Origin of the sequence: Tamlana flava (assembly GCF_041287255.1) — a bacterium.
Taxonomy (GTDB): domain Bacteria; phylum Bacteroidota; class Bacteroidia; order Flavobacteriales; family Flavobacteriaceae; genus Tamlana; species Tamlana flava.
In genome coordinates, this window is record NZ_JBGGTX010000004.1 from 440,293 (window position 1) to 464,031 (window position 23,739).

A 23,739-nucleotide genomic window follows, 5' to 3' on the forward strand; every position below is an offset into this window, starting at 1 on the left:
AATCTCAGAATGTTATGTTCTGGGATTTTTTTTGTTAAAAACCTAATGTTTTGAATAGTTAAATAACATAAAGTTTTATCATTTTTTTTATTTAACCATATAATTTTAATAAAATAAAAGATTTATCTTACAAAATAATTTATTAATCAAGATAAAAAGCTAATTAAAATCGATAAAAGGCATAAATATCTTGTAAAATCATTTTTTTTAAAAAAAAATTACGATATTTATACCGTTTAAATACAGATATTTTAGATAAAGTGACACCGGTTGTCAGTTTTGTTTCTAAAAAAATTGAATTGTGAAATAGAAAATTACAGAACTTTCTACTTTAAATAACCCCAGTTTAGAGGAGAATTATAAAATAGCCGCCATGAAAAAAACTACTTATTGTAAAGCAATAGTTCTTGTTGTTTTATTTTTATTGTTCCCACTTTATGGTATCACACAGACTTATGATCCATTTACTGAGAGAGAAAAAATTGATGTAAGGGGAAGTATGTTGGTTATTGGTAATTCAATTATTGGCCAAGACAATTTACCTTTTAATGACCTTACAAGAGACAATCAAGATGTCGATATGCAATATATTGATATAGATGGTGATGCATCAACGTTTAGCTCCAGTAGTGCAGAAATACAATTACCACCTCACGAAGATGGAAGTGCAACAGATTGTTATAGGGTTGTTTATGCTGGTCTTTATTGGGCCGCATCACTTCAATCTGGAGATAGGAGTGATATAGATAAAGTAAAATTTAAGTTGGCGGGAAGTTCAACTTATATCGATATTACAGGAGAAATTATTTATGATGCAATCACCACCCCAATTGTGGCTGAGACTGGAGAGCCTGGAAATACCCCATATGCTTGTTATGCTGATGTAACAAATTTATTCAGTGGGATAACAGATATAGAAGGTAATTATACTGTTGCTAATGTTACTTCAAGTGAAGGATTTAACTTTTCAACAGGATTATCTGCAGGATGGACACTTCTTATAATATATGAGGATCCTGAACTTCATACAAAATCGTTTACAATTTTTGATGGTTTTAGCCATATTTATGATGGGCACCAGGAAACCATTAATGTTACTGGTTTTCGAACTCCTCCAGTAGGTAATATTGATTTGCAATTTGCATATGGAGCATTAGATGGTGACCGTACCAAAAGAGCAACAAAACTTGAAATAAATGGTAAAGAAGTAACAACACAATTAAGATCAGCCAATAAATTCTTTGGTTCTGTAATAGAAAACCTTGGGTATGATGGCAATCCTAACCCTCCCAGTTATATTTATCCAAGAAATCCTTTAAGTGATAACACATTGGGATATGATACAGGTCTTTTGGAAATTATTAATTCAGAACCAGAATTTATAAGAAATGATGATACTTCTGCTGATTTTAGACTTCAGGTTGCTAGAGGTCAAGCTGATCCTATTTTTGCGTTTATGAGCGCATTTGGTGTCGATATCATTGCCCCGGACATTGATCTTACCAAAATCGTACTAGATGAGTTTGGTAATGACATTGATGGAACTGGCGTTTATTTAGGTGATAGATTGTTTTACGAAATTACTTATCAAAGTGTCGGTAATGATAATGTCACCCAATTTACCATAAAGGATATATTACCCGATAATATCATTTTTAATCCAGCAACGGATATTGATTTAAGCAATGCAGGCGGTGCTACGCTTCAATCATGGGATCCTGTGACTAGAGAATTGATTTTTAGTATTCCTGATGGCTCTGTTGAAGTTGGGGATCCTGCGTTTGTAATTCGTTTGGCGATTCAAGTCGTACCAAATTGTTATGATTTAGCTCAGGCTTGCTCAAATGAAATTAAAAACCAAGCCTTCGCTACTTATAGAGGTGTAATTAATCCAACAATTATTGAAGAGGAAGGAAGTTTTGCAACTACACAATGTCTAGGTATTCCAGGATCTACAAACTTTATTGTAGATATTTCTAATTGTGATTTTACTAAAAATGAAATTCTTTGTGGGCCTAGTGTAGAATTGATTGCTGCACCTGGTTACGATAGTTATTCATGGTCTACTGATCCTAGTGGTACTCCTGTAATTGGAACAGGTCAAACATATACGGCAACTTCAACAGGAACGTATTATGTTACGAACACAACTACTGCGACTTGTATTTCAATTAATGAAACATTTAATGTTCAAACCTATGGAAGTTCATTAACGAATCCAGTAATACCATATGCAGATTTATTGCCTGTATGCCCTAATGACGGTAAAGTATTGCCATATATTTTCTTATGTGGCGGAAATGAAACTAGAGATATTCTTACCAATATTAGCGATTCTGTTTCCATTATTTGGGAACAATTAGATGATACAAGTTGTGCTCCAGTTGGAGTGGATCATTGTGCTAATGAAGATGATGCCTGTACGTGGAATCAAGTGGCTTCGGGCCCAAATTATACTGTTAATACTTCAGGTGAATTTAGAGTAGTTATTAATTTTCCAGGAGGCTGCTTTAGTGTTTTCTATTTCAATGTTTATCAAAACCTATTAACGCCTACAATTTCTGCGGAAGATATCGTTTGTACAACTCCAGGTTCTGTAACTGTTGGTGGAGTTCCATCTGGTTATGAATATAGTTTAGATCCAAATGGGCCATGGCAATCTTCAAATACTTTTCCGATAACTACACCTGGTTATTATGAAGTTTATATTAGACAAGTAGGGATCACTACTAATCCATGTATATTTTCAACTCCAGAAATTTACGTAAGGGATCGTGACTTTACAACTACTGTCAATATTACACAACCAACATGTTTTGGAGGTTTTGGTAGCGTAAGTATTGCGGCCAATAATGTATTGCCGCAATATTATTTCAGTCTTTATGAAGGTGGAGTACTGGTAAATAGTGTTGGACCGGTACCAAATAATGACCATACTTTTGCATCATTGAATGCTGGTAATTATACTGTTATTGTAACAACGGATGATGGTTGTTCTTATTCAGAAGATTTTGTTATTGTAGAACCGCCATTACTTGATGTGACTGCAACCCTTACAGTACCATTAACTTGTGAAGATGGTGAGATAACTATTTATCCTGATGGAGGAACCCCACCATATAATTATTATATTAATAGTACAACGGTTTCACAAAATTTTCCAACTTATGTTGTAACTGCTTCTGGAACCTATGATATTACGGTTTTGGATTTTAATGGATGTTCTGCCTCAACTTCTATTACGGTTGATGCCATTTTACCTCCTGAATATAACATATCACAAACCGACATATTATGTAATGATGATTCTAATAGCGGATCTATTACTGTGAATGTTACGAATGCTAATGGTAACACTTTAGAATTTAGTATTGACAATGGAGCTACTTTTACAAGTTCCAATGTTTTTACTGGTTTAACTTCGGGTAATTACAATGTTGTAGTACAATATTCTATTGCATCTGCTGTATGTGTTACAAATCCACAATCTGTTACAATAAATACAGCAACTGCAATTTCAGGTGCAGCAACGTTAACCGGTCCTTATACATGTACTGCTAACGGAGAAATCACAGTTTCAGGAGTTTCAGGTGGTACGCCCCCTTATATGTATAGCATAGATGGTGTTAATTTTCAATTGGGGACTGTTTTTGCTGGTTTAACAGATGGAACCTATACTGTTACAATTAGAGATACCAATGATTGTACGGCTGTAACAGCACCAATTACAATTGATTCCCTTAATCCTCCAACGGATTTAAGTTTTAGTAGTACACCATTAACTTGTTCTACTAACACTTCAGATGTCACGATTACGGCCACTGGCGGTGTGACACCTTTGGAATTCCAAATAATAGCACCGGCAGGGTCTGCTACGGTTTATCAATCGTCAAATGTATTTTCAGGATTTGCCTCTGGTACTTATACATTCCAAGTCCGAGATGCTAATGATTGTACTTATAGTGAATCCTATACAATTGATCCGCTTCCAGCTATTACAGTGGTAGGTCAAGTTGTAAATAATGTTACTTGTTTTGGAGCTTCAGATGGAACCGCCAATTTTACTGTTTCAGATACTACAGCTTTTACTTATACAATTAATGGAGGGACTTCCACAGCAGGGTCATCTCCAATTAGCCTTACTGGATTATCTGCCGGAACATATACTATTATCATAACGGATACCAACACTAATTGTACAGCTACAGATACAGTTACTATTGATGGTCCTCCAACAACTCTGGTAGTCGCTGCAACTAGTACACCAGTAACTTGTACAACAAATGGCAGCGTAACTATAAATGCTTCAGGCGGTTGGGGTAGTTATAGTTATGAAATTACTCAGCCTGATACCACTGTCATTGGGCCTCAAGGAAATAATATTTTTACTAACCTAACTCAAATAGGTACTTATACAGTTACTGTTGCGGATGCAAATGGATGTATGGTCACCGATACTTTTGATTTAAACACACCAACAAATCCTACAGCGACAATCGATGTAGCTTCAGATTACTGTTATGATGGTTCAAATGGAGCAACACTAATTGTTAATGCTACTGGGGGACAAGCTCCTTACGAATATAATATTAACGGGGGAACTTATACTTCCAATAATACCTTTGCTAATTTAGCTCCCAGTAATTATATAATTACTGTTCGTGATTCGTATGGTTGCGTTTTCAATGTTCCTAGTCAAACAATCGCAGGTCAATTAACGGCAACGGCAAACTTAACGAAAGGTTTAGATTGTACGGCTTCACCAGATGCGATTGTTGATGTTACATTGTCTGGTGGTACTTCTCCATATACCTATGAAGTATCTTTTAATGCTGGGGCTTTTGTGCCTACAGGTAATCCGCCATATTCTTATAACAACACACAAACAGGAAATTACCAATATAGGATTACGGACTCTTTAGGTTGTTCAGCATTAACTAATATAATTTCTATAAATAATATAAATAATCCTTCTGCCATAGCTGTTACTACAGATGTTTTCTGTAATGGAGATAGTAGTGGCGTAGCTGTTATTGATATTGATGAAAATCTTGGTGTACCTCCATACCAAATCAGTTTCAATGGATCAGGCTTTACATCCCAAACAGTTTATAATGGACTTGCTTCAGGAAACTACAATTACACGGTTAGAGATAGTAATTCATGTGAATTTAATGGTGTTGCAACCATAAATGAACCTACAGCAATATCAGTTGGAAGTGAAATAATAACTCCAATTACATGTGGAGTTGGTGGCAATGTTTTAGGCGCAATTCAGTTTATCAATATAACTGGAGGCACTCCAAATTACACTTACACTTTATTAAATGCTTCTGGTAATTTGGCGAGTACTTCCTCAACCAATCCTAGTGGCCCAACAGCTAGTACAAGTGTTACATTCAGCGATTTGAATTTTGGAAATTATTATTTAAGAATTGTTGATACCAATGGATGTATCTATAATTTCGGACCTTATTTAATAGCTACAGATGTAGATGAGTTGGATATTACCACAAATGCTAGTGGTACATGTATCGGTGGTGTGAATTATAACATCAATATTGTTAACGGTATAGGACCTTTTAGAGTGCGCATTTATGATGGCACAACTACATTTACCCCTGCGGATGGTGTTGCTCCAAACGGATTACCAACATCCGATATTTCGCCTAATGAAAGAAACCATCAATTTTCTGGTTTACAATTTGATGTAAGCTATACTTTTGAAGTATTAGATACTAGTACTGGATGTACCTACATTGAACAAGTACCAGCTATTTCAAGTCCGTCAAGTATTTCAGTAACTGGTGCAGCAACAGATATTACTTGTTATGAAATACCTGGATTGGATGATGGTATTTTTGATTTCACGGTTTCTACTTATAGTGGAACTGATTTATCATGGGAAGTATTTAATAATTTATCAAATACCACAACGGGTATTACTGGAAATACAACAGGTTTAACAGGCGCAAATTATAATGATAGCGTCACAGGTCTTGCCCCTGGAGACTATTATTTATTAGTTTCAGAAACAGATATTGCATCTACTCAGTGTACAGCTCTGGTAAATTTCCAAATTGTTCAACCAACAGAAATATTATTATCTGAGGTTGTAAACACACCTGCTAATTGTAATCAACCAGCTCAAGTCGTAGTTCAAGGAAGTGGAGGAACACCTCCTTATGAATATGCTTTTGTCGAAGATGGTAATATTCCAAATCCTGGAGATTGGACAAGTAATAATTTAGCTAATTTAGATATTTCTATTAATATCAATTGGGATGTATATGTGAGAGATGCCAATGGTTGTGATGTTGCTTCTCCATTGAATGTTAGCATTACTGCTGATCCAATTCCTATAGTTTCATTGCCGCCTTTTGCTGATAATCAATGTACAAGTGATGGATCCTCTTTTACATTTACCGCTATACCAGGAGGTGGAGAAGTAACACCAGTAACTTATAGTATTGATGGAGTGAATTTCCAGTCAAATCCAACTTTTGTTGTATCATCAGATGGTACTTATACAGTAACAATTAGGGATGGAAATGGTTGTACGGCAACGGATACAATTCTGATTTATCCTCCATTATCCCTAAGCTCTACAGTAACAGCATTGCCAACTTGTCCCGACAATGATGGTGAAATTACCGTAGAGGGATTTGGTGGTTCTGGCACCTATAATTATAGTATCAGTCCAAATCCTGGGACTGTCATTTTAGCTGGTAATGTATTCTCTGGAGTTCCGTCAGGAGCCTACACAATAACCATTACCGATGGCGTAACTGGTTGTTCAGATAGTGCTCCAATAACATTAAATCCTGCAACGCCAGTAACTTTTACAACCACTACAAGTGATGTAGTTTGTAACGGCGTTAATGATGGAACTATTACCGTTAATTTACCAGTAAGTAATGACAATCCACCATACACCTATGAAATTATTGCACCGATTGTGGTAGCTCCTCAAACATCAAATATATTTACAGGCTTGGTGGCTGGAACTTATACCGTTCAAGTTAATTCTGGTAGAGGATGTTCAACAACTAACGATGCTGTTATTGGAGAGCCTATGATGCTTACCGTATCAGGTGTTGCAACCGATTTTAGTTGTGCTGCCGATAATTCGGTAAATACTTCAGTTTTAACTATTACAGAAGTGGGAGGCACAGAGCCATATAGCTATAGTATTAATGGGACAAGCTATTTCTCTTCCAATACTTTTGATATTATTGACACGGGTAGTGTTCAAAATATTGATATCTATGTTGTAGATGCTAACGGATGTATGGCAACAAATACTGTAACTATAAATCCTTTACCAAGTCTGGATGCTGCTTCTGTAGCAACAGCTACACCGATAGATTGTAATGGTACAGGTACAATTACTATAAATGTTACTGGAGGATCGGGTAATTTTAGTTATCAAATGTTACCAAGTGGAAGTCCACAAGCCTCAAATACTTTCAGTATTACTGAGCCTGGAGATTTTTATTTCCAAGTGAATGATTTAGATACTGATTGTACTATTGCTACATCTGTGTTTACCGTTGCACCATTTGATACTATTGACGTTGATGCTACAGCAACTACAGCAGTAACATGTTTTGGTGATTCGGATGGAGCTTTGGAAATAAATATCACTGGATATAGTGGAGCTTATACTTATGAAGTATTTGATAGTAATAACATTTCTGTTATTGCATCAACTGCAGCAAATACCTCTGCAAATCCGTTGGTAATTTCTGGTTTGTCAGGAGGCAATTATTATGTTGAGGTTACTGAAACAGATAGTCCATTCTGTAGTACAACATCTAATTTTGTAACCATAGATTCTCCAAATAGTGCTTTAACACTAACAGTAAGTGAAACTTCCAACGTAACCTGTGATAACGACAGTGGAACTATTAACGCTGTTGCTAGTGGTGGATGGGGCAATTATGAATATGAATTAACAGGAGATGCAACAGTGCCTTACTCTTCCAACGGATCATTCACAGGTCTATCAGCGGGTTCGTATGTCATAAATGTTCGGGATTCCGGTGGTTGTATCGTTTCCAACAATACTACTTTAGTGGTACCACCTCCAATTACGGCGACCGCTACACCATCTACTACGGCTTTGAGCTGTTTTAGTGATAATAATGCCACTATTACGGTTACTGGTGTTTCTGGTGGACAAGGAACCAACTATACTTATACGCTTAATATTTTAGATCCAGTAGTGGGTTCTTCTGGACCGCAGACGTCTAATGTGTTTATTGGCTTGGGTGCTGGAACCTATCAAATTGTAGTTAATGATGGGTATAACTGTGAATTTATTTCTGGTAACATTGTCATTACTGAACCTACTCCTATGGATGTTGATCTTGTGTTGGCCAATGCCCAAACTTGTGCAACAAACTCACAGCTAACCTTAAGTGCTACAGGTGGTACAGGACCTTATCAATATAGTGACACCATGAGCTTTACAAATATATTAGGGTCATTTACTAGTAGTGTTACTTTTGGTGTGGGTACAGGAATACATAGTTACTATGTACGAGATGCCAATAACTGTATGTCTAATGTTTCTAACTCTATTACTATTGATCCATTACCTGATTTAACTGTAGTTTTAGATACAACCAATGCCACCATTAATTGTGCTGGAGACAGTACGGGGGTTATTATTGCAGAGGCCCAAGGTGGATTAGGTAATTATGTTTATACCTTACAGGATGGAGCAGGCAATGATATTACAGGAGCAATTCAAAATAATCCTGGTGAATTTACAGATTTACCAATAGGAACATATCAAGTACAGGTTGAAAGTGGCGATTGTTTAGAAGTATCTGGGCAAGTTACCATAACTGAACCTTCTGCACCTTTAACAGAAACACATATTGTAACTCCAGTAACTTGTGCGGCAGAAAATGATGGTATGATTGAAATATTTGCTTCAGGCGGAACAGGTATTATTAAATATGCCATTTCGCCACGCATGGATCAGTTTTTTGACGATCCAATTTTTGATGAATTGGCTCCAGGAAATTATCAGGCTATGGCACAAGATGAATTAGGTTGTTTTGTACTTTTTGATTTTACCATTAATGATGCCATTCCAGTGGTGCTTACCATTGTTCCGGGCTCTGTGGTGCCTGAAGATTGTGATGGCGATAACAACGGTGCGTTTAGTATTGAGATTTCAGGAGGCCAAATGCCATATAGTGTAGCTTTGGATGACCCTGATGGTTATACTACTGGAGCAGCGACACAAACGTTTTTTGATTTTACAGGATTGGGTGGAGGAGACCATATTGTTTATGTTCGTGATAACCTTGGCTGTGAAACAGAATGGAACATCCCATTCCCCGAATTTATAAATATAGACCCGGTAGCTGTTGTTGAGTACGGTTGTACCAATAATTTATCCACGAACATGGTTACGGTAACCACTGACGATAGCGTTAATCCTGTAGATTTAGACTATTCCTTGGATGGTGGTCCGTATCAAGCTAGTAATATTTTCATGGATGTTCCTGCTGGTTTAGGACACTACATTGATGTAAGGCATACCAACGGATGTATTCAAAGAACAGAATCTTTTGATATCGAAGTGTTTGAGCCTCTTCAAATGGCATTGGATGGTACAGAACTGAATATAATTAAGGCCATAACAACTGGTGGGGCAGAACCTTATGAGTATACTTTGAACGGGGTATCCTATGGTAGTGAAGACACCTTCATAATCTACGAATCGGGCAACTATATGGTAACGGTAACAGATGCCTATGGTTGTGTGGCAACAGCTTCAGGATATTTTGAATATATAGATGTTTGTATCCCTAACTATTTTGTGCCACAAAATGGAGGATGGGGACCTGGATGTACCAACCAGTACAGAAATTTAACCTTTGATATTTTTGATAGATATGGACGCAAAATAGCCACATTGGGTGTTGACGAAAAATGGGATGGCAAATACAATGGTAAAGAGTTGCCGACAGGTGACTACTGGTACGTTGTTAAGTTGAACGACACCAAGGACAAACGTGATTTTGTGGGACATTTTACATTGTACAGATAGGTAATTAGAGGTATAAACCACTAAATGGAAAATTATGCGAACTAGAGCTTTAATATTAAACATACTACTTTTGGTCATGGCAATAAGCTATGGACAAGAATTGAACCTGCCTGTTTTTACACAATATTTGGCAGACAATAATTTTGTTGTCTCTCCAACCTATGCGGGTATTGGTGATAACCTAAAGCTCAGGGCAAATGGCTTGACCCAATGGGTGGGAATAAAAGGAGCCCCGGACAACCAATCTTTTTATGGTGATGTCAGGATTGCCGATCGTACGGGTGTTGGGCTGTCGTTCTATAACGATAGAAATGGTAACACCATTCAAACAGGTGCAAAATTTTCGTTCGCGCACCATCTAATTTTGGACTATTATTCCAAAATGTACCTGTCTTTTGGTATTTCTTATAACATCAACAATTTTAGGCTTGACATCAATAATTTCAATACAACATACGAAAACCCAACCATAGACCCCTATGTAACGGACGATAGAAGGACGACTAACCATAACTTTGATGTTGGTGCATTGTTTAGGCTAAAGGGATATTTCTTGAGTTTCAACGTAAACAACGTATTGGATAAAGACTTTGATAGCTCTGCACGAGTATTTGAGCCAAACCTACTTTTGAACTATCAGATTTATTCAGGGTATACGTTCAGGGGGCCTAAAAAAAGTGGTTTGGAGTTTGAGCCTTCCATGTTTTTCCAAATGTTTACCAGTGACAAGCGTTCAAGCACCGACGTGAACTTTAAGTTCAGAAAGTACAATAGGGACGAGGATTATTATTGGGCAGGAATTTCCTATCGTTTTTTGAATGACCAGTTTTTTAAGCCCTTGAACATTGGGCCGATGGTAGGTTTTAAAAAGTCCATTTTCTATTTTGGGTATGCCTATCAGGTCACCACCAACGACTTGGCCGGATACAATTCTGGCACCCATGTGGTTACCATTGGTTTGGAATTTTTACAAGGCATCAGCAATTGCCCTTGTACACAAAGCCCTGTGCACAATTAATGGTTAAGAGCATATTTGGAATTATTGGGAATAAATAAAAAAGCCTATTTTTCAATAACTCGTACTTCAAATAATTTATCCCAGTGTTTTCCTGTTACAAAAATGGTTTTAGTTTTTGGGTTATAAGCAATGCCATTTAAAACATCTAAACCTGCGTGTTGGGTTACTTTATTTTTTAATGCCGTAAAATCAATAACGCTCTCTACAGCTCCGTTCTTAGGATTTATTATGGCCACGCCATTTTTTTGGTAACGGTTCGCATAGATCTTACCTTCAATCCACTCCAGTTCATTAATGCCCACAATTTTTCCCTTATTGGTACAAACTTGGATAAAATCTTCCTCAACTAAGGTTTCTGGGTTAAGAAGCCAAATATTTTCAGTGCCATCACTTTTGTAAATCTCATTTGTGTCGTTGCATAAGCCCCAGCCTTCTTTACTGTTTCCGTACTTGAAGCTGTTCAACTTTTCAAAGGTATTTACGTCATATACAAACCCAGTTCCTTTTTGCCAAGTTAGCTGGTATATTTTATTGTTCAAAATTGTAAGTCCTTCACCAAAATATTCATCCGCCAGATTGATGTTTTTTAGGATATCCCCAGTTTTGTAATCTACTTTTCTAAGCTTAGATTCTTTGTATTGGCCTGTGCTTTCATAAAGCGTGTCATTAAAAAACTCAAGACCTTGGGTATAAGAGGTTATGTCGTGCGGATATTCGTTTAAAATCTCAAAACCATACACTTTAGGCAACTCACTGTTTAAAATAGTAACCTGTGATATAACAGATTGCTTTTCATTGTTGAAATAAACCGTAGCTTCAAGCATTTGTTTTCCTAATTTTAAGTTTTTTAGTGGTACTGCATCTTCTACTTTTTTACCCGAAAGCATATAACTAACCGAATCAATCGTATAGTTTTTTTTGTTTTCAATAGAAAGTTTTAAGGTTTCTGAATTGGAAATATTGCCTTTTTCGGCATTGGTTTTTATGGTGAAATAATTTTTATTCTGACCTGAATTTGAACCGCACGAGGCTATAAAACTACTTAAAAAAACGATTGTTAGGTATTTGAACATAAGTATGGCGTAACTGTAATTTGGAGCAAGATATTTATTTAAAATCAGTTTAAAAAATCATTGTGATAATTTTAAAAGGTTGTATCTTTGCACCCGGCAAGTCCTACACAACCAGCTCCTGTTGAATCCTCCAGGTCGGGAACGAAGCAAAGGTAAATGGTCGTAGCGGTGTGATGTAGGTAGCTTGCCTTTTTTTATGCGCTAAATTTAAGTTTTCTTATCACTTTACAATGTTGTAATTTGGCGCTATATATATATAATTTCAATCTTATGTCTAAAGTTGTTTTAATCACTGGTGGTTCTTCGGGTATTGGTAAATCTATTGGCGAGTTTTTATCCGAAAAAGGGTTTTTTGTCTATGGAACCAGCAGAAAACCAGAAAATTATAAAGAGAGCAAGTTTCCAATTTTAGCTATGGATGTAAAGGATAACACCAGTATAAAGAAGACCGTAGCCACCATTATTGAGAAAGAAGCCAAATTAGATGTTTTGATTAACAACGCTGGTGCTGGAATTACCGGCCCTATTGAAGAATTACCTGAGGCGGAAATTAAAAACAATTTCGAAACCAATTTTTTTGGTCCTATTAATGTGATAAAAGCTGTGTTGCCACAAATGCGAAAGCAAAATTCGGGTTTGATTATTAATGTCACCTCTATTGCAGGTTATATGGGATTGCCTTACAGAGGTATTTATAGTGCGAGTAAAGGTGCGTTGGAACTTTTAACAGAAGCGTTTAGAATGGAACTGAAAGATTTTAACATAAAAATGACCAACGTTGCTCCGGGTGATTTTGCCACCAATATTGCTGCCGGTAGATATCATGCGCCGCTTTTGGAAGATTCGCCATACAATAAGATATATGGAAAAACCCTTAAATTAATGAATGCTCATGTAGATAGCGGAAGCAATCCTAATTTAATGGCCCATGCTGTTTATAAAATAATTAATACCCCAAATCCTAAAGTGCATTATAAAGTCGGGGAGTTTATGCAGAGGTTTTCTATTGTTTTGAAACGAATTTTACCTGATAAAGTTTATGAAAAACTTTTGATGAACCATTATAAATTGTAACAGGCTATTTATTGATTAGACCTAAAAGTTGGTCTTCAAAATAAGAAGAAAATAAATTGGTGTTGCTATCAACTATTTTGGAATGCTTGTCCAAAATAATGGTTTTTGTCATAGGGTGTACCGCTAAAATTTCTTTGGCTTCCTTGGCATTTTTAAATTGATATTCGTTGGCAATATCAAATTTATGGGCATCCAACATCTTTTTGGATTTATCAATACCACATTCATCAATGTTAATGGTTATAAAGTTTACCTCAGGATATTTTTTCTTCAATTCCCTGAGCTTAAAATGGCTCTCTTTAAAGTGTTCGTAATAAATTCTTGACCAAAAACTAATAGCTGTGGGCTTATTCACCAATGAATTTATGTTGAGCTCCTGATTGTTATAGTTAACGACATTAATTTCTGGCAGTTTTAAACCATCTCTTAAGTTGTTTAAAGATTTGGCATAACTTACCATAACATTTTTATAGTTTTCATTGCCACATTTGGCTAAGTAGGATTTCAAAATAGCATCATTATCATCCTGATTTTTACCTTTTGAGATATAAGCCATGGTAAAATAATACAGCAAATCATCTTTGATTGTGGTGTTTTTAACCAAGCTGTCAATAAGATATAATCTGTCTAAATTATAACACAAAGATTTTCTGTCAAACGATTTGTCTTCCGAATGGTTATCGTGCATTTTTAAAGACATATTGCTAACATTATGTCTCAAAAAAGTATTGTAATTGTAATAAGAGCTCAGAAATTCGTCGTTGTAATTGACGTCTTTTCTATAATCATAAAAATCGTCTGGCAAAGTTTTTAAAATGGCAGCTTTGTCCTTGCCGTAATGTACAAACGGGTAAACTTCTTTCGCGGAATAATAATTATAATTGATGTTTGCTTGAGCAATTTTTTTGAAAAGGTCGGAAGGTTTATACTTTTCATTAAAACTTTCCAAAGCTTCAGCTTTCATGTTTTTTAGAGAATCAATAAGATGTTGGTAGGTATTGGGGTTTAACTGGCAAAGACGAACAATTTGCTTTTCTTCTTTTTCACTTTCCAAAAAGTCATTGATGAGGTAGTTGTTTTTTTTGTCTCCATTTCCGGTAAACACCAATGATTCATCAAAATCTAGAGTATTTAGCCTAAAAAGTAAACTATCTTTCGGTTCAAGCAAAACCATTTGATATTCTCCGCCATGGCGAAATGTATACAACCCCTGTTGAAGGTCGTTGACTTTATATAAAAACCTATTTCTACCATCAAGTTTGATGGTATCAATTATGGCTTCATTTTTAGATAGAACAACGTAATTTGTATTGGGGTTTATAATTTCACCACCAACATAGGCATAATTGATGGCTTCATTATTTTCTTTTTTACAACCTAAAAATGTGAAAAGCACAAATATTAAGGCATAGAATATCTTCATAAATCCTTCCTGAGAGTGTTTCTTAAGCAAAAGTATACCATGTATTTATCAAATCCTGTTAATGCGCTGTTAAATGTTTCCTAATCAAATAATAGCTTAATAGAAGTAAATAAATTAAAAATGAACAACTTTGCATATCCTTTCTAGATTATTTGACCAAAGATTTTTCGTGTAACCAATGTAATTGTCTACTTTTGCAAAAAATTTAAAGACCCTTTATGTTATCTGTATCAAATCTTTCAGTTCAGTTCGGAAAACGAGTTCTTTTTGATGAAGTAAATACCACCTTTAATAATGGGAACTGTTATGGTATCATTGGTGCCAACGGTTCAGGAAAATCAACGTTTTTAAAAATTCTTTCAGGAAAACAAGAGCCAACCTCAGGCCATGTGTCTCTGGAAAGTGGTAAGCGTATGTCTGTTCTTGAGCAGAACCACAACCTTTACGATGAGTATACAGTTTTGGAAACCGTGTTGATGGGAAACAAGCCCTTGTATAAAATTAAAACGGAGATTGATGCACTTTACGCTGATTATACAGATGAAAACGCCGAAAAAATTGGTGAGCTTCAAGTAGAGTTTGAAGAAATGAACGGATGGAATGCCGATAGTGATGCTGCGGCTTTACTGTCAAATTTGGGCATAAAGGAAGAGTTGCATTATACCATGATGGCCGATTTGGACGGGAAACAAAAAGTACGTGTCCTTTTGGCGCAGGCCTTGTTTGGAAACCCTGATGTATTGATTATGGATGAGCCTACTAACGATTTGGATTACGAAACCATTTCATGGTTGGAAAATTTCTTGGCCAATTATGATAATTGTGTAATTGTGGTATCTCACGACCGCCACTTTTTAGATGCTGTTTGTACGCACGTTTCAGATATCGACTTTGGAAAAATAAACCATTATTCAGGGAACTATTCGTTTTGGTACGAGTCATCTCAACTAGCTGCCAAGCAACGTGCACAGCAAAACAAAAAAGCTGAGGAAAAGAAAAAGGAACTTGAAGAATTTATTCGTCGTTTCTCTGCTAACGTGGCTAAAAGTAAGCAGGCTACTAGTAGAAAGAAAATGATTGACAAGCTTAATATTGCAGATATCAGGCCAACCAGCCGTCGTTATCCGGCCATTATTTTTGAGCGTGAGCGAGAAGCGGGTGACCAAATATTGAATATTGAAGGTTTGGCAGCTTCCATTGATGGCGATGTTCTGTTTAAGGATATTGATTTAAACCTGGCTAAAGGCGATAAAGTGGTTGTGTTTTCACGCGATTCAAGAGCAACAACTGCTTTTTATCAAATCTTAAACGGTAAAGAAAAAGCGGATGCTGGAAAATTTGCTTGGGGTGTTACGACCACCCAATCTTATTTGCCATTGGATAACAGTGAGTTTTTTAATAACAACCTGAACTTAATTGATTGGTTGCGCCAATGGGCAAAAACCGAAGAAGAGCGCGAAGAAGTAAATATTCGTGGATTCTTAGGTAAAATGATTTTTAGCGGGGAAGAGGCCTTTAAAAAATCGTCTGTGCTATCTGGTGGTGAAAAGGTGAGGTGCATGCTTTCACGTATGATGATGATGCGTGCTAATGTATTGCAATTAGACGAGCCAACAAACCATTTGGACTTGGAAAGTATTACGGCGTTCAATAACTCATTGAAAAATTTTAAAGGCACCGTTTTGTTTACAACACATGACCATGAGTTTGCACAAACCGTTGCCAATAGAGTAGTGGAGCTAACACCAAATGGCGTCATAGATCGCTATACCACTTTTGACGAGTACATGCAGGATAAAAAAATTAAGGAGCTACGTGATAAAATGTATGCCGTTACGGCTTAATTAAATTTCCAATTCAGAACTAATATTTTCTACTATTGGCAAGGCTTTTTCGAGTTCATCATTGTGAACCAAGACTTGCTGAATACCTCCACTTTCACCTCCAAATAGTGATGTTAAACCAGAATCGGTTTGTTCTTTAACCACGGCAATAATGTCTTCATTTTCCAATGCGGCGACAATACGCTGAGCCGATATATAATCTCCTGTATAAACCTTAGTGTAGTTTGAGTGTGGCATAGCTTTGAATTTTGAAGTTAAGTCTTCTAAATTTACGAAAAAAATTAATTTTTTATAAAGTTTAAGGGAAGTAAAAGTGCTTTTAAGTGGTTATTTCCGTTGCAGATTTCAGTATCTTTATTCTATAATTCCTGTTTTGAAGAATGTCGAGCCCATTTTTTTAATTCTTGCCCTTTTGGCCGAAATTATTGGCACAGTTGGGGGCTTTGGTTCTTCGGTGTTTTTTGTTCCTATTGCTAATTTTTACTTTAATTTTCAAACGGTTTTGGGAATTACAGCGCTTTTTCATGTGGTGAGTAATTTGAGCAAAATAGCTCTTTTTAGAAAGGGAATTGATAAAAAACTCATTCTCTATATTGGCATTCCCGCGGTATTATTTGTGATTGTAGGTGGTATTTTAAGTAAGTACCTCAATACCCAATTTCTGGAAACTATTTTGGGTGTCTTTTTAATATCACTGAGTTTGCTCTTTTTAATCAAGAAGAACTTAATTGTAAAACCAGAAAAAAAAGAAGCCTTACTTGGTGGATCTTTGTCAGGGTTTATTGCTGGGATTTTGGGAACAGGTGGTGCCATTCGTGGATTGACCATGGCAGCATTCAACCTAGAGAAAAATGTGTTTATAGCTACGTCGGCAGTTATCGATTTTGGTGTTGATTTTAGCCGAACCGTGGTGTATTTCCTCAACGGATTTATAACCAAGGACATCTTGATTTATATCCCTTTTCTCTTTTTTATTGGAATTTTTGGAAGCTATTTGGGCAAGCTTCTTTTGAAGAAAATTTCACACGAAAATTTTAAAAGATTTTCACTCATATTAATCCTGTTCATCGGGATTGTTACTATTCTCAAGATTTTGGTAAAATAAAAAAGGTTGAATTATATGGCTTTTGCCAACAATTCAACCTCTTACTTTTTTTAGTCTTTTTCTATCTCAATTCAGCGCCAAGCTGCTGTTCAAAATTGCTTTGCAGCTTACTCATTATTTTATCAATTTGCTTGTCGTTAAGCGTTTTGTTTTCGTCTTGAAGTGTAAAGCTAACCGCATAGCTCTTTTTGCCTTTTGGCAGATTTTTACCTTGGTACACGTCAAAAAGATTAACGTCTTTCAACAATTGCTTTTCGCTTTGTCTGGCTATTTTATAAATGGATTCAAAGGTTACATTATCATCCAATAAAAGGGCAAAATCCCGACGTACCTCAGGGTATTTCGGAATATCCTTGAATTTAATCTTGTTGTGTTTTACCATATCCAAAACGGTATCCCAATTAAAATCGGCATAAATCACTTCTTGGGCAATGTCAAAATACTTTAAAATCGGTTTTTTAACCAAACCGAAATCCACAAGTTTGTTTTTTCCTAAACTTAAGGTTAAGCCTTCCGAAAACAAATCGTTCACAATTGGGGTTTCATTAAATCTTGAGATACCCAAGCGTTCAAGAATGGAAATAATGGTTCCTTTCATTAAAAAGAAATCACTTTTTCCGTTGGCCGAATACCAGTTTTCTATGGTTTTATTTCCTGTTATAAAGACCGATAAATGCTTAAATTCCTCTCTTTTGTCGTTGTAACCATGATAGGTTTTTCCGAATTCAAACAATTTTAAATCGGAACGTTTTCTATTAATGTTAAAAGACACAGCTTCTAAACCAGAGAACAATAAAGATTGTCTTAAAACGGACAAATCGTTGCTCAAAGGGTTGAGCATGGTAATGTTATGCTCGTCCTTTAATTGCTCGCTTAACTTTAAATAATTTGGTGTTGTTAGGGAGTTTGAAAGCATTTCGAAAAAACCTTGTGCCACCAATTGGTTGCCCACAATGTTTTGGATTTTATAATCCTCAAAACGAGTGGTTGCCGAAATGGAAGCGTTTAGCTTTTCGGTGGTTTTAATGTTGTTATAACCGTACACACGCAAAATTTCCTCAATCACATCAGCTTCGCGTTGCACATCGTTTCTGTAAGCAGGCACGGTTAAACCAACACCAGCCTCAGTAACGTTGTTCACTTTTATTTCCAATGATGTTAAAATACGCTTGATGATTTCCCTGGGGATTTCTTCTCCAATCAGCTTTTTGGCATTTTCAAAACTTAAACGAATCTCAAAATCCTTAATCTTAGTTGAGTAAACATCAATAATATCACTCGTGATTTCGCCTCCGGCAATTTCCTGAATCAATAAGGCAGCACGTTTTAAAGCATATTCTGTAATGCTCGGGTCAATACCACGTTCAAACCTAAAGGATGCATCGGTATTAAGGGCGTGGCGTTTGGCTGTTTTGCGCACACTTACAGGATTGAAATAGGCACTCTCTAAGAAAATGCTCGTTGTGTTTTCGGTAACTCCGGAGTGAATACCACCAAAAACCCCAGCAATGCACATCGGTTTTTCAGCATCACAAATCATTAAATCGTCTTCGTGGAGTTCGCGTTCAACACCATCTAAAGTGGTGAACTTTGTACCCGCTTTCAAGGTTTTAACTTCTATTTTGTTGCCTGCAATTTTAACGGCATCAAAGGCGTGTAATGGCTGGCCTAAATCGTGCAACACGTAATTTGTGGCATCCACAATATTGTTTATTGGGCTTAAACCAATAGCTTTTAAGCGGTGTTGCAACCAAGCTGGTGATTCCTTAACCTTTAATTTAGAAATGGTAACCCCGCAATAGCGTGGGGCCAAATCTTTATTTTTTACATCCACATCTATTTTTAGGGTGCGGTTATCCACACGAAATGCACTCACAGATGGTGTAATTAACTCCAAATTGATGTCTTTTTGGATAAGCCCCGCTTTTAAATCGCGGGCCGTTCCCAAATGGCTCATGGCATCGGCGCGGTTTGGAGTTAGGCCGATTTCAAAAACATGGTCATCTTCAACATCAAAGATATCGGCCGCCAATGTGCCGACCTTAATATCTTCATCCAAAACCATGATGCCATCGTGCGATGTGCCCAAACCAAGTTCATCCTCGGCACAAATCATACCGTGGCTTTCCTCGCCTCTAATCTTTCCTTTTTTAATGGTCCATGCTTCGCCTTCTGCAGTATAAAGGGTTGTGCCAATAGTGGCCACGGGCACTTTTTGGCCCGCAGCAACGTTGGGTGCGCCACATACAATTTGCAACGGTTTGTCAACACCAATGTTTACGGTGGTTATTTTTAACTTATCGGCATTTGGGTGTTGGGTGCAGGTTAGTACCTCGCCAATAACCACGCCTTGCAAACCGCCTTTTACCGATTGGTAGGTTTCCAAGCCCTCAACTTCAAGGCCTAAATCGGTAAGTAATTCGCTGGTTTGTTCTGGTGTCCAATCTGTTTTTAAAAATTGCTTTAACCAGTTATATGAAATTTTCATGAATAGATATTCTTATAAAAGCGCAAAGATAAAGTTTTGCGTCAAGCATTCAAATATTGGGTTGGGAATTGTTATTACAAATAACCACGTTTCTTATTAACCGAATGCATTCCGTTTTACTCAATTATAGTAGTTTTTAAAATCAGCGAAAGAAATGAAGTTTAAATTTTGTAGCGCATTGGTTTCCTTCGTTATTTTTTTAGCATATGTTTTAATGTCATCCGTCATTTTTACCAACAGTTGCGAAATTTTTTTGTTGTTCATGCCTTTCACTTGCTTTAAATGCTCTAAACCAGCCACTCAAGCACTTGGCGTATCGAAAAGTAAAAGTTGGTTTTGCCCTATTGACTTACCCGAAACATAGTAAGAACGAAACTTGTTTACCGGATTATTAACTGAAAATTTATCCAAATAGGTCATGCTCTCTTTTATATCCTCAATTTCGACAATACTTGTGGGCAACATAATAAACACCTTAACTTTTGAAAACTTTTCGTTGTTATTGGACGTAATGTTTCCCACATTTTCTATGGATTTGGTAAACGGCATTAAAAATTGCTCAACATAATGTATGGAGAGGATTTCTAGCCGTTTCGCCTTTTTATCAATACGCCTTAAAACCAAAAAAAAATGACCAAAATAAGAACGGTAATAATGGATTGATAAACCATGTTGGAAACCTCAAAAAGCCCCGAAGTTAAAACGGCAATAACGGCAATAACGGCATATATAATGATATCTTTTATTATGGATAGAATATTGCTCATTTTAGATAACCCGTTTTCAATTTTACTTGAATAAAGTTAATCTTTATTTTTTTATGAAAAGGTGCTGTTCCTAATAGAGGTGAAATACGATGCTATATTAATTTGGAAATAAACTATTATTCTTTTGTAAAAAGTTTGGTTTTTTTGGATTTATTTCGGGGGTAGCGCTTGACGGTTTGTATGAGATGTGTTTTAATGCATTTTATATTTTGTTGTGGTATCGTTTTCTATTTAACCACTTTTCAATATATAGGGTCTAAAGAATTTATCATGCTTCCTTTCCATGCGACAATATTGGTAAATCACTTTTTTATCTTTTTAACTAGAACTGCTAAATAAACTCCAGCGAATGCAGAAGGAAAAGTTATAATACCACAAAGTACAATATCAAAAGGAAAAAGATTGTGAGACGTTTTATCCATAAATGTTATATCGTAAAATATTCGGGCTATAACAGCAAATATCACCCCAAGAAAAACAAACACTGCAATTATAAATGGCTTTTCATTTAGGATAAATGCGAGCAATAATGCCTCAATAAAAGTACCTAAACTCCAGATTAGCTTTATTTGACTTACATCCGTATATAACTGATTATATGGTTGAAACCAGTAACTTATCCCACCTATTATGATTCCTACAGCAATTGTCCAAATTCTAAATTTATTCTTCATGAATTTAGGTTTTATATCATGCACCTCAACTTGGTGATATGCATCGTTTTAATGACTTATGTCAGTGTTAAGCCAAGGTAGCTGAAAATTTTTATAATTTCAGCAGGATAAGTAAACAAGTAGCTAAAAATTTTTAAATACAGTTTTCGGATTTTTACGCGTCATGAAAAAAAAATCGAACAATTCCAATCATTTTTAACATTTATTGTACCTTACTGGTAACTAACAAACCAAGTTTAATATTAATACTAGTATTATGAAAAAACAACTAACCACCGGACTAATTGTTGTTTTGCTTTTAGCATTCAACGCATGCCAACAAACCGTTGCTCCTATTGACAAAGAGCAAGAAAAGGAAGCCATTAAAACAGTCATTAATACGCTTTTGGATGCCCATGCAAGATCTGATTCCAATGTCTGGCTAGGCCAATGGGTTCAAGAACCTTATGTATTTATTTCGGCCGCCGACTCATCCGGCTACTTTTACCATAAAGGCTATGATGTTATAGCAGAAGGTTATAGCGGAGGTTGGCCAGATTCTTTAAAATTGGATGAACCCGAAAATCTTAAATTAGTGGCCTCAAACTTTGATATAAAGGTTGCTGATAGCCTTGCTCGGGTAGTGTTTGATATCGATTGGTCATTTGAGGAGCCCGACACTATTTATCGTTGGAAGTCTTTTGAAAATTATTCCATGGAAAAACAATCTGATGGTTGGAAAGTTGCTGCCATTAGCGCGGTTAATGTATCGAGTTATGGGGAATAATAGACCGAAATAGTTCAACATTAAATTATTCAGAATAGATTACTAAATAATGTTCGCTAATTGTAAAATTGGCGAACATTTATTTTTGTAATTAAAAGTCTTCTAACAGCAAATTATAATCATATTGCAAATCCTCATGCAGTTTGGCAATAATCTTTTTTGCCAATAGGAGTTGCCGCGTGTACATGTTTTGCAGTTGGGTACTGCGTTTTATACTGGGCTTAAAATCGCGCAGTTTTTGGCAAAAGTAGAGGAGCAGCTCTACTTCGGTTTCCTTGTTTTGCGAGTAGCGGATGTACTTTTTTACGTTTCGTAGAATTTTGCGGGCACTTTTCCTAATGTAAAAATAGCTGCTGGTGTTTATGAGGTTGAACTCATCGTCCATATAGCTTTTTACGCTTTCTATATAGCCGCTTTCGTTGTGCGATTCAAACAACAAATAGGTAAGGAGTTCTTTGTTTTCTTTTTTAAATCGGCCCAAGCGCAAACAGAGTTCCAGGATTTCTTGCGTTGCAAGCGTTTGAAGTTCTTTTTTGATTTCTGGTAGTGAGGCTGGTTTCATTAAAACGTTGGCATAAGCCCTAAATTTACTGATTTTTATTCAGGGTGGAAAACTTGGTTTTATTATTAGTTTAAATCGATACCATCTAATTTTTCCATACCCGTGATTAATTTTTTGATGTATTCAAAAGATTTTTCATGGTTTTCGGTTCTTACCAAATCGTATTTAACATCGGTTTTCCATTTATCTTCTTCGTCAGAATCCATATAGTTTTTTATGAATTTTTGTAACTCTTCAGGAGAAGCGGTTAATAGGTATTCGGAATCGAACTTTTCATGTTTAATATTGAGGTCATGGGTTTCAATTAAATGCTGCAGTTTTTCAGATGAAAACCATTTTACGGAAACACTATCGTTATCCGTCATGTCAAACTTTACCAAAGAGTGGGTTGTAACTTGATGGTAATTAACCAAATCGATATTGCAATTGCAGTTTGAAGTTATAGGGGTGAAGTCCAAAAACAATTGACCTTTAATTTTAAAGGGCATTACCGAAAATATGGCCACTTTATCTTTCTCCTCATTAATAATAAAATAGGCGTCTTTTTCTTTGTTGTATGTTGCAATATCTTCTGGCGACGGCGGGGTGGATTCGTGTTTTCGCTTTTCGTCATAATACTCTTTAACCGAAGCGACAATCCATGTATTATTGGGGTCTTTAATGTCTTTCCATGTTCCGAGGAATGCTTTTTCAAAAGAGATGGTGTCTTCTGTGTAAAATGGAAATAACGATTTTACAATGCATGAGCTGAATAGGAGGCCCAAAAGTAAAACTATGAAGGATTTGTACGTTTTCATGGTTTTTGAGTTTAGTTATATCAAATCAAAGCAACACAAAAGCAATAGAAAAAACAATGATATTTATCAAATAAAG

The 23,739-nt window shown here is 36.1% G+C and carries 15 protein-coding genes and 1 other RNA gene; 7 read left to right on the plus strand and 9 right to left on the minus strand.

Annotated elements, in window-relative coordinates; all coding sequences use genetic code 11:
- The first annotated feature begins 373 nt into the window (after positions 1–373).
- Both ACB104_RS13755 and ACB104_RS13760 read left to right on the plus strand, forming a co-directional pair.
- The gene (locus ACB104_RS13755; RefSeq protein ID WP_370479629.1) at positions 374–10,072 is read left to right on the plus strand and encodes a T9SS type B sorting domain-containing protein; all 9,699 of its coding nucleotides are present in this window, start codon (positions 374–376) and stop codon (positions 10,070–10,072) included.
- A 34-nt stretch (positions 10,073–10,106) separates the two neighbouring features.
- The gene (locus tag ACB104_RS13760; RefSeq protein ID WP_370479630.1) at positions 10,107–11,090 is read left to right on the plus strand and encodes a PorP/SprF family type IX secretion system membrane protein; all 984 of its coding nucleotides are present in this window, start codon (positions 10,107–10,109) and stop codon (positions 11,088–11,090) included.
- Between the two features lie 44 nt (positions 11,091–11,134).
- On the opposite strand, the gene ACB104_RS13765 is transcribed toward ACB104_RS13760, so the two are convergent.
- A complete protein-coding gene (locus tag ACB104_RS13765; protein ID WP_370479816.1) occupies positions 11,135–12,169 on the minus strand; it encodes a glutaminyl-peptide cyclotransferase in 1,035 nt (344 codons plus the stop codon).
- 88 nt (positions 12,170–12,257) lie between these two features.
- Between ACB104_RS13765 and ffs the strand changes: the two genes are divergently transcribed.
- Both ffs and ACB104_RS13775 read left to right on the plus strand, forming a co-directional pair.
- Positions 12,258–12,356: signal recognition particle sRNA small type (gene ffs, locus ACB104_RS13770), an RNA gene on the plus strand.
- A 77-nt stretch (positions 12,357–12,433) separates the two neighbouring features.
- Positions 12,434–13,237 carry an SDR family oxidoreductase gene (locus ACB104_RS13775; protein WP_370479632.1) on the plus strand — a complete coding sequence of 268 codons (804 nt, stop codon included), beginning with the start codon at positions 12,434–12,436 and terminating at the stop codon, positions 13,235–13,237.
- A 4-nt stretch (positions 13,238–13,241) separates the two neighbouring features.
- Here the strand turns inward: ACB104_RS13775 and ACB104_RS13780 are convergent, their stop codons facing one another.
- Positions 13,242–14,660: a TlpA family protein disulfide reductase gene (locus tag ACB104_RS13780; protein WP_370479634.1), complete on the minus strand. Its 1,419-nt coding sequence runs from the start codon at positions 14,658–14,660 to the stop codon at positions 13,242–13,244.
- Between the two features lie 218 nt (positions 14,661–14,878).
- On the opposite strand from ACB104_RS13780, the gene ACB104_RS13785 reads away from it, so the two are divergent.
- Positions 14,879–16,504: an ABC-F family ATP-binding cassette domain-containing protein gene (locus ACB104_RS13785; RefSeq protein WP_370479635.1), complete on the plus strand. Its 1,626-nt coding sequence runs from the start codon at positions 14,879–14,881 to the stop codon at positions 16,502–16,504.
- On the opposite strand, the gene ACB104_RS13790 is transcribed toward ACB104_RS13785, so the two are convergent.
- Entirely contained in the window at positions 16,505–16,741 is a 237-nt protein-coding gene (locus tag ACB104_RS13790; RefSeq protein WP_370479637.1) for a putative signal transducing protein, read from the minus strand.
- A gap of 136 nt (positions 16,742–16,877) precedes the next feature.
- On the opposite strand from ACB104_RS13790, the gene ACB104_RS13795 reads away from it, so the two are divergent.
- Complete coding sequence (locus tag ACB104_RS13795) at positions 16,878–17,609, plus strand: sulfite exporter TauE/SafE family protein (RefSeq protein WP_370479638.1); 732 nt, start codon at positions 16,878–16,880, stop codon at positions 17,607–17,609.
- 61 nt (positions 17,610–17,670) lie between these two features.
- Here ACB104_RS13795 and pheT read toward each other — a convergent pair whose 3' ends face one another.
- The 4 genes from pheT to ACB104_RS13815 form a co-directional block, all read right to left on the minus strand.
- Positions 17,671–20,097, minus strand: a complete 2,427-nt coding sequence (gene pheT, locus ACB104_RS13800) for a phenylalanine--tRNA ligase subunit beta (RefSeq protein WP_370479640.1) — start codon at positions 20,095–20,097, stop codon at positions 17,671–17,673.
- Between the two features lie 300 nt (positions 20,098–20,397).
- The gene (locus tag ACB104_RS13805; RefSeq protein ID WP_370479641.1) at positions 20,398–20,646 is read right to left on the minus strand and encodes a hypothetical protein; all 249 of its coding nucleotides are present in this window, start codon (positions 20,644–20,646) and stop codon (positions 20,398–20,400) included.
- 65 nt (positions 20,647–20,711) lie between these two features.
- The gene (locus ACB104_RS13810; RefSeq protein ID WP_370479643.1) at positions 20,712–20,864 is read right to left on the minus strand and encodes a hypothetical protein; all 153 of its coding nucleotides are present in this window, start codon (positions 20,862–20,864) and stop codon (positions 20,712–20,714) included.
- Positions 20,865–21,166: 302 nt separating this feature from the next.
- Positions 21,167–21,538, minus strand: coding sequence for a hypothetical protein (locus ACB104_RS13815; RefSeq protein ID WP_370479644.1), 372 nt, complete (start codon positions 21,536–21,538; stop codon positions 21,167–21,169).
- A 256-nt stretch (positions 21,539–21,794) separates the two neighbouring features.
- On the opposite strand from ACB104_RS13815, the gene ACB104_RS13820 reads away from it, so the two are divergent.
- Positions 21,795–22,304: a hypothetical protein gene (locus ACB104_RS13820; protein WP_370479646.1), complete on the plus strand. Its 510-nt coding sequence runs from the start codon at positions 21,795–21,797 to the stop codon at positions 22,302–22,304.
- A 91-nt stretch (positions 22,305–22,395) separates the two neighbouring features.
- Here the strand turns inward: ACB104_RS13820 and ACB104_RS13825 are convergent, their stop codons facing one another.
- A complete protein-coding gene (locus ACB104_RS13825; protein WP_370479647.1) occupies positions 22,396–22,866 on the minus strand; it encodes a hypothetical protein in 471 nt (156 codons plus the stop codon).
- A 65-nt stretch (positions 22,867–22,931) separates the two neighbouring features.
- Positions 22,932–23,663 (minus strand): hypothetical protein, encoded by a 732-nt coding sequence (locus ACB104_RS13830; RefSeq protein WP_370479649.1) that lies wholly within the window; start codon positions 23,661–23,663, stop codon positions 22,932–22,934.
- Positions 23,664–23,739 lie beyond the last annotated feature (76 nt).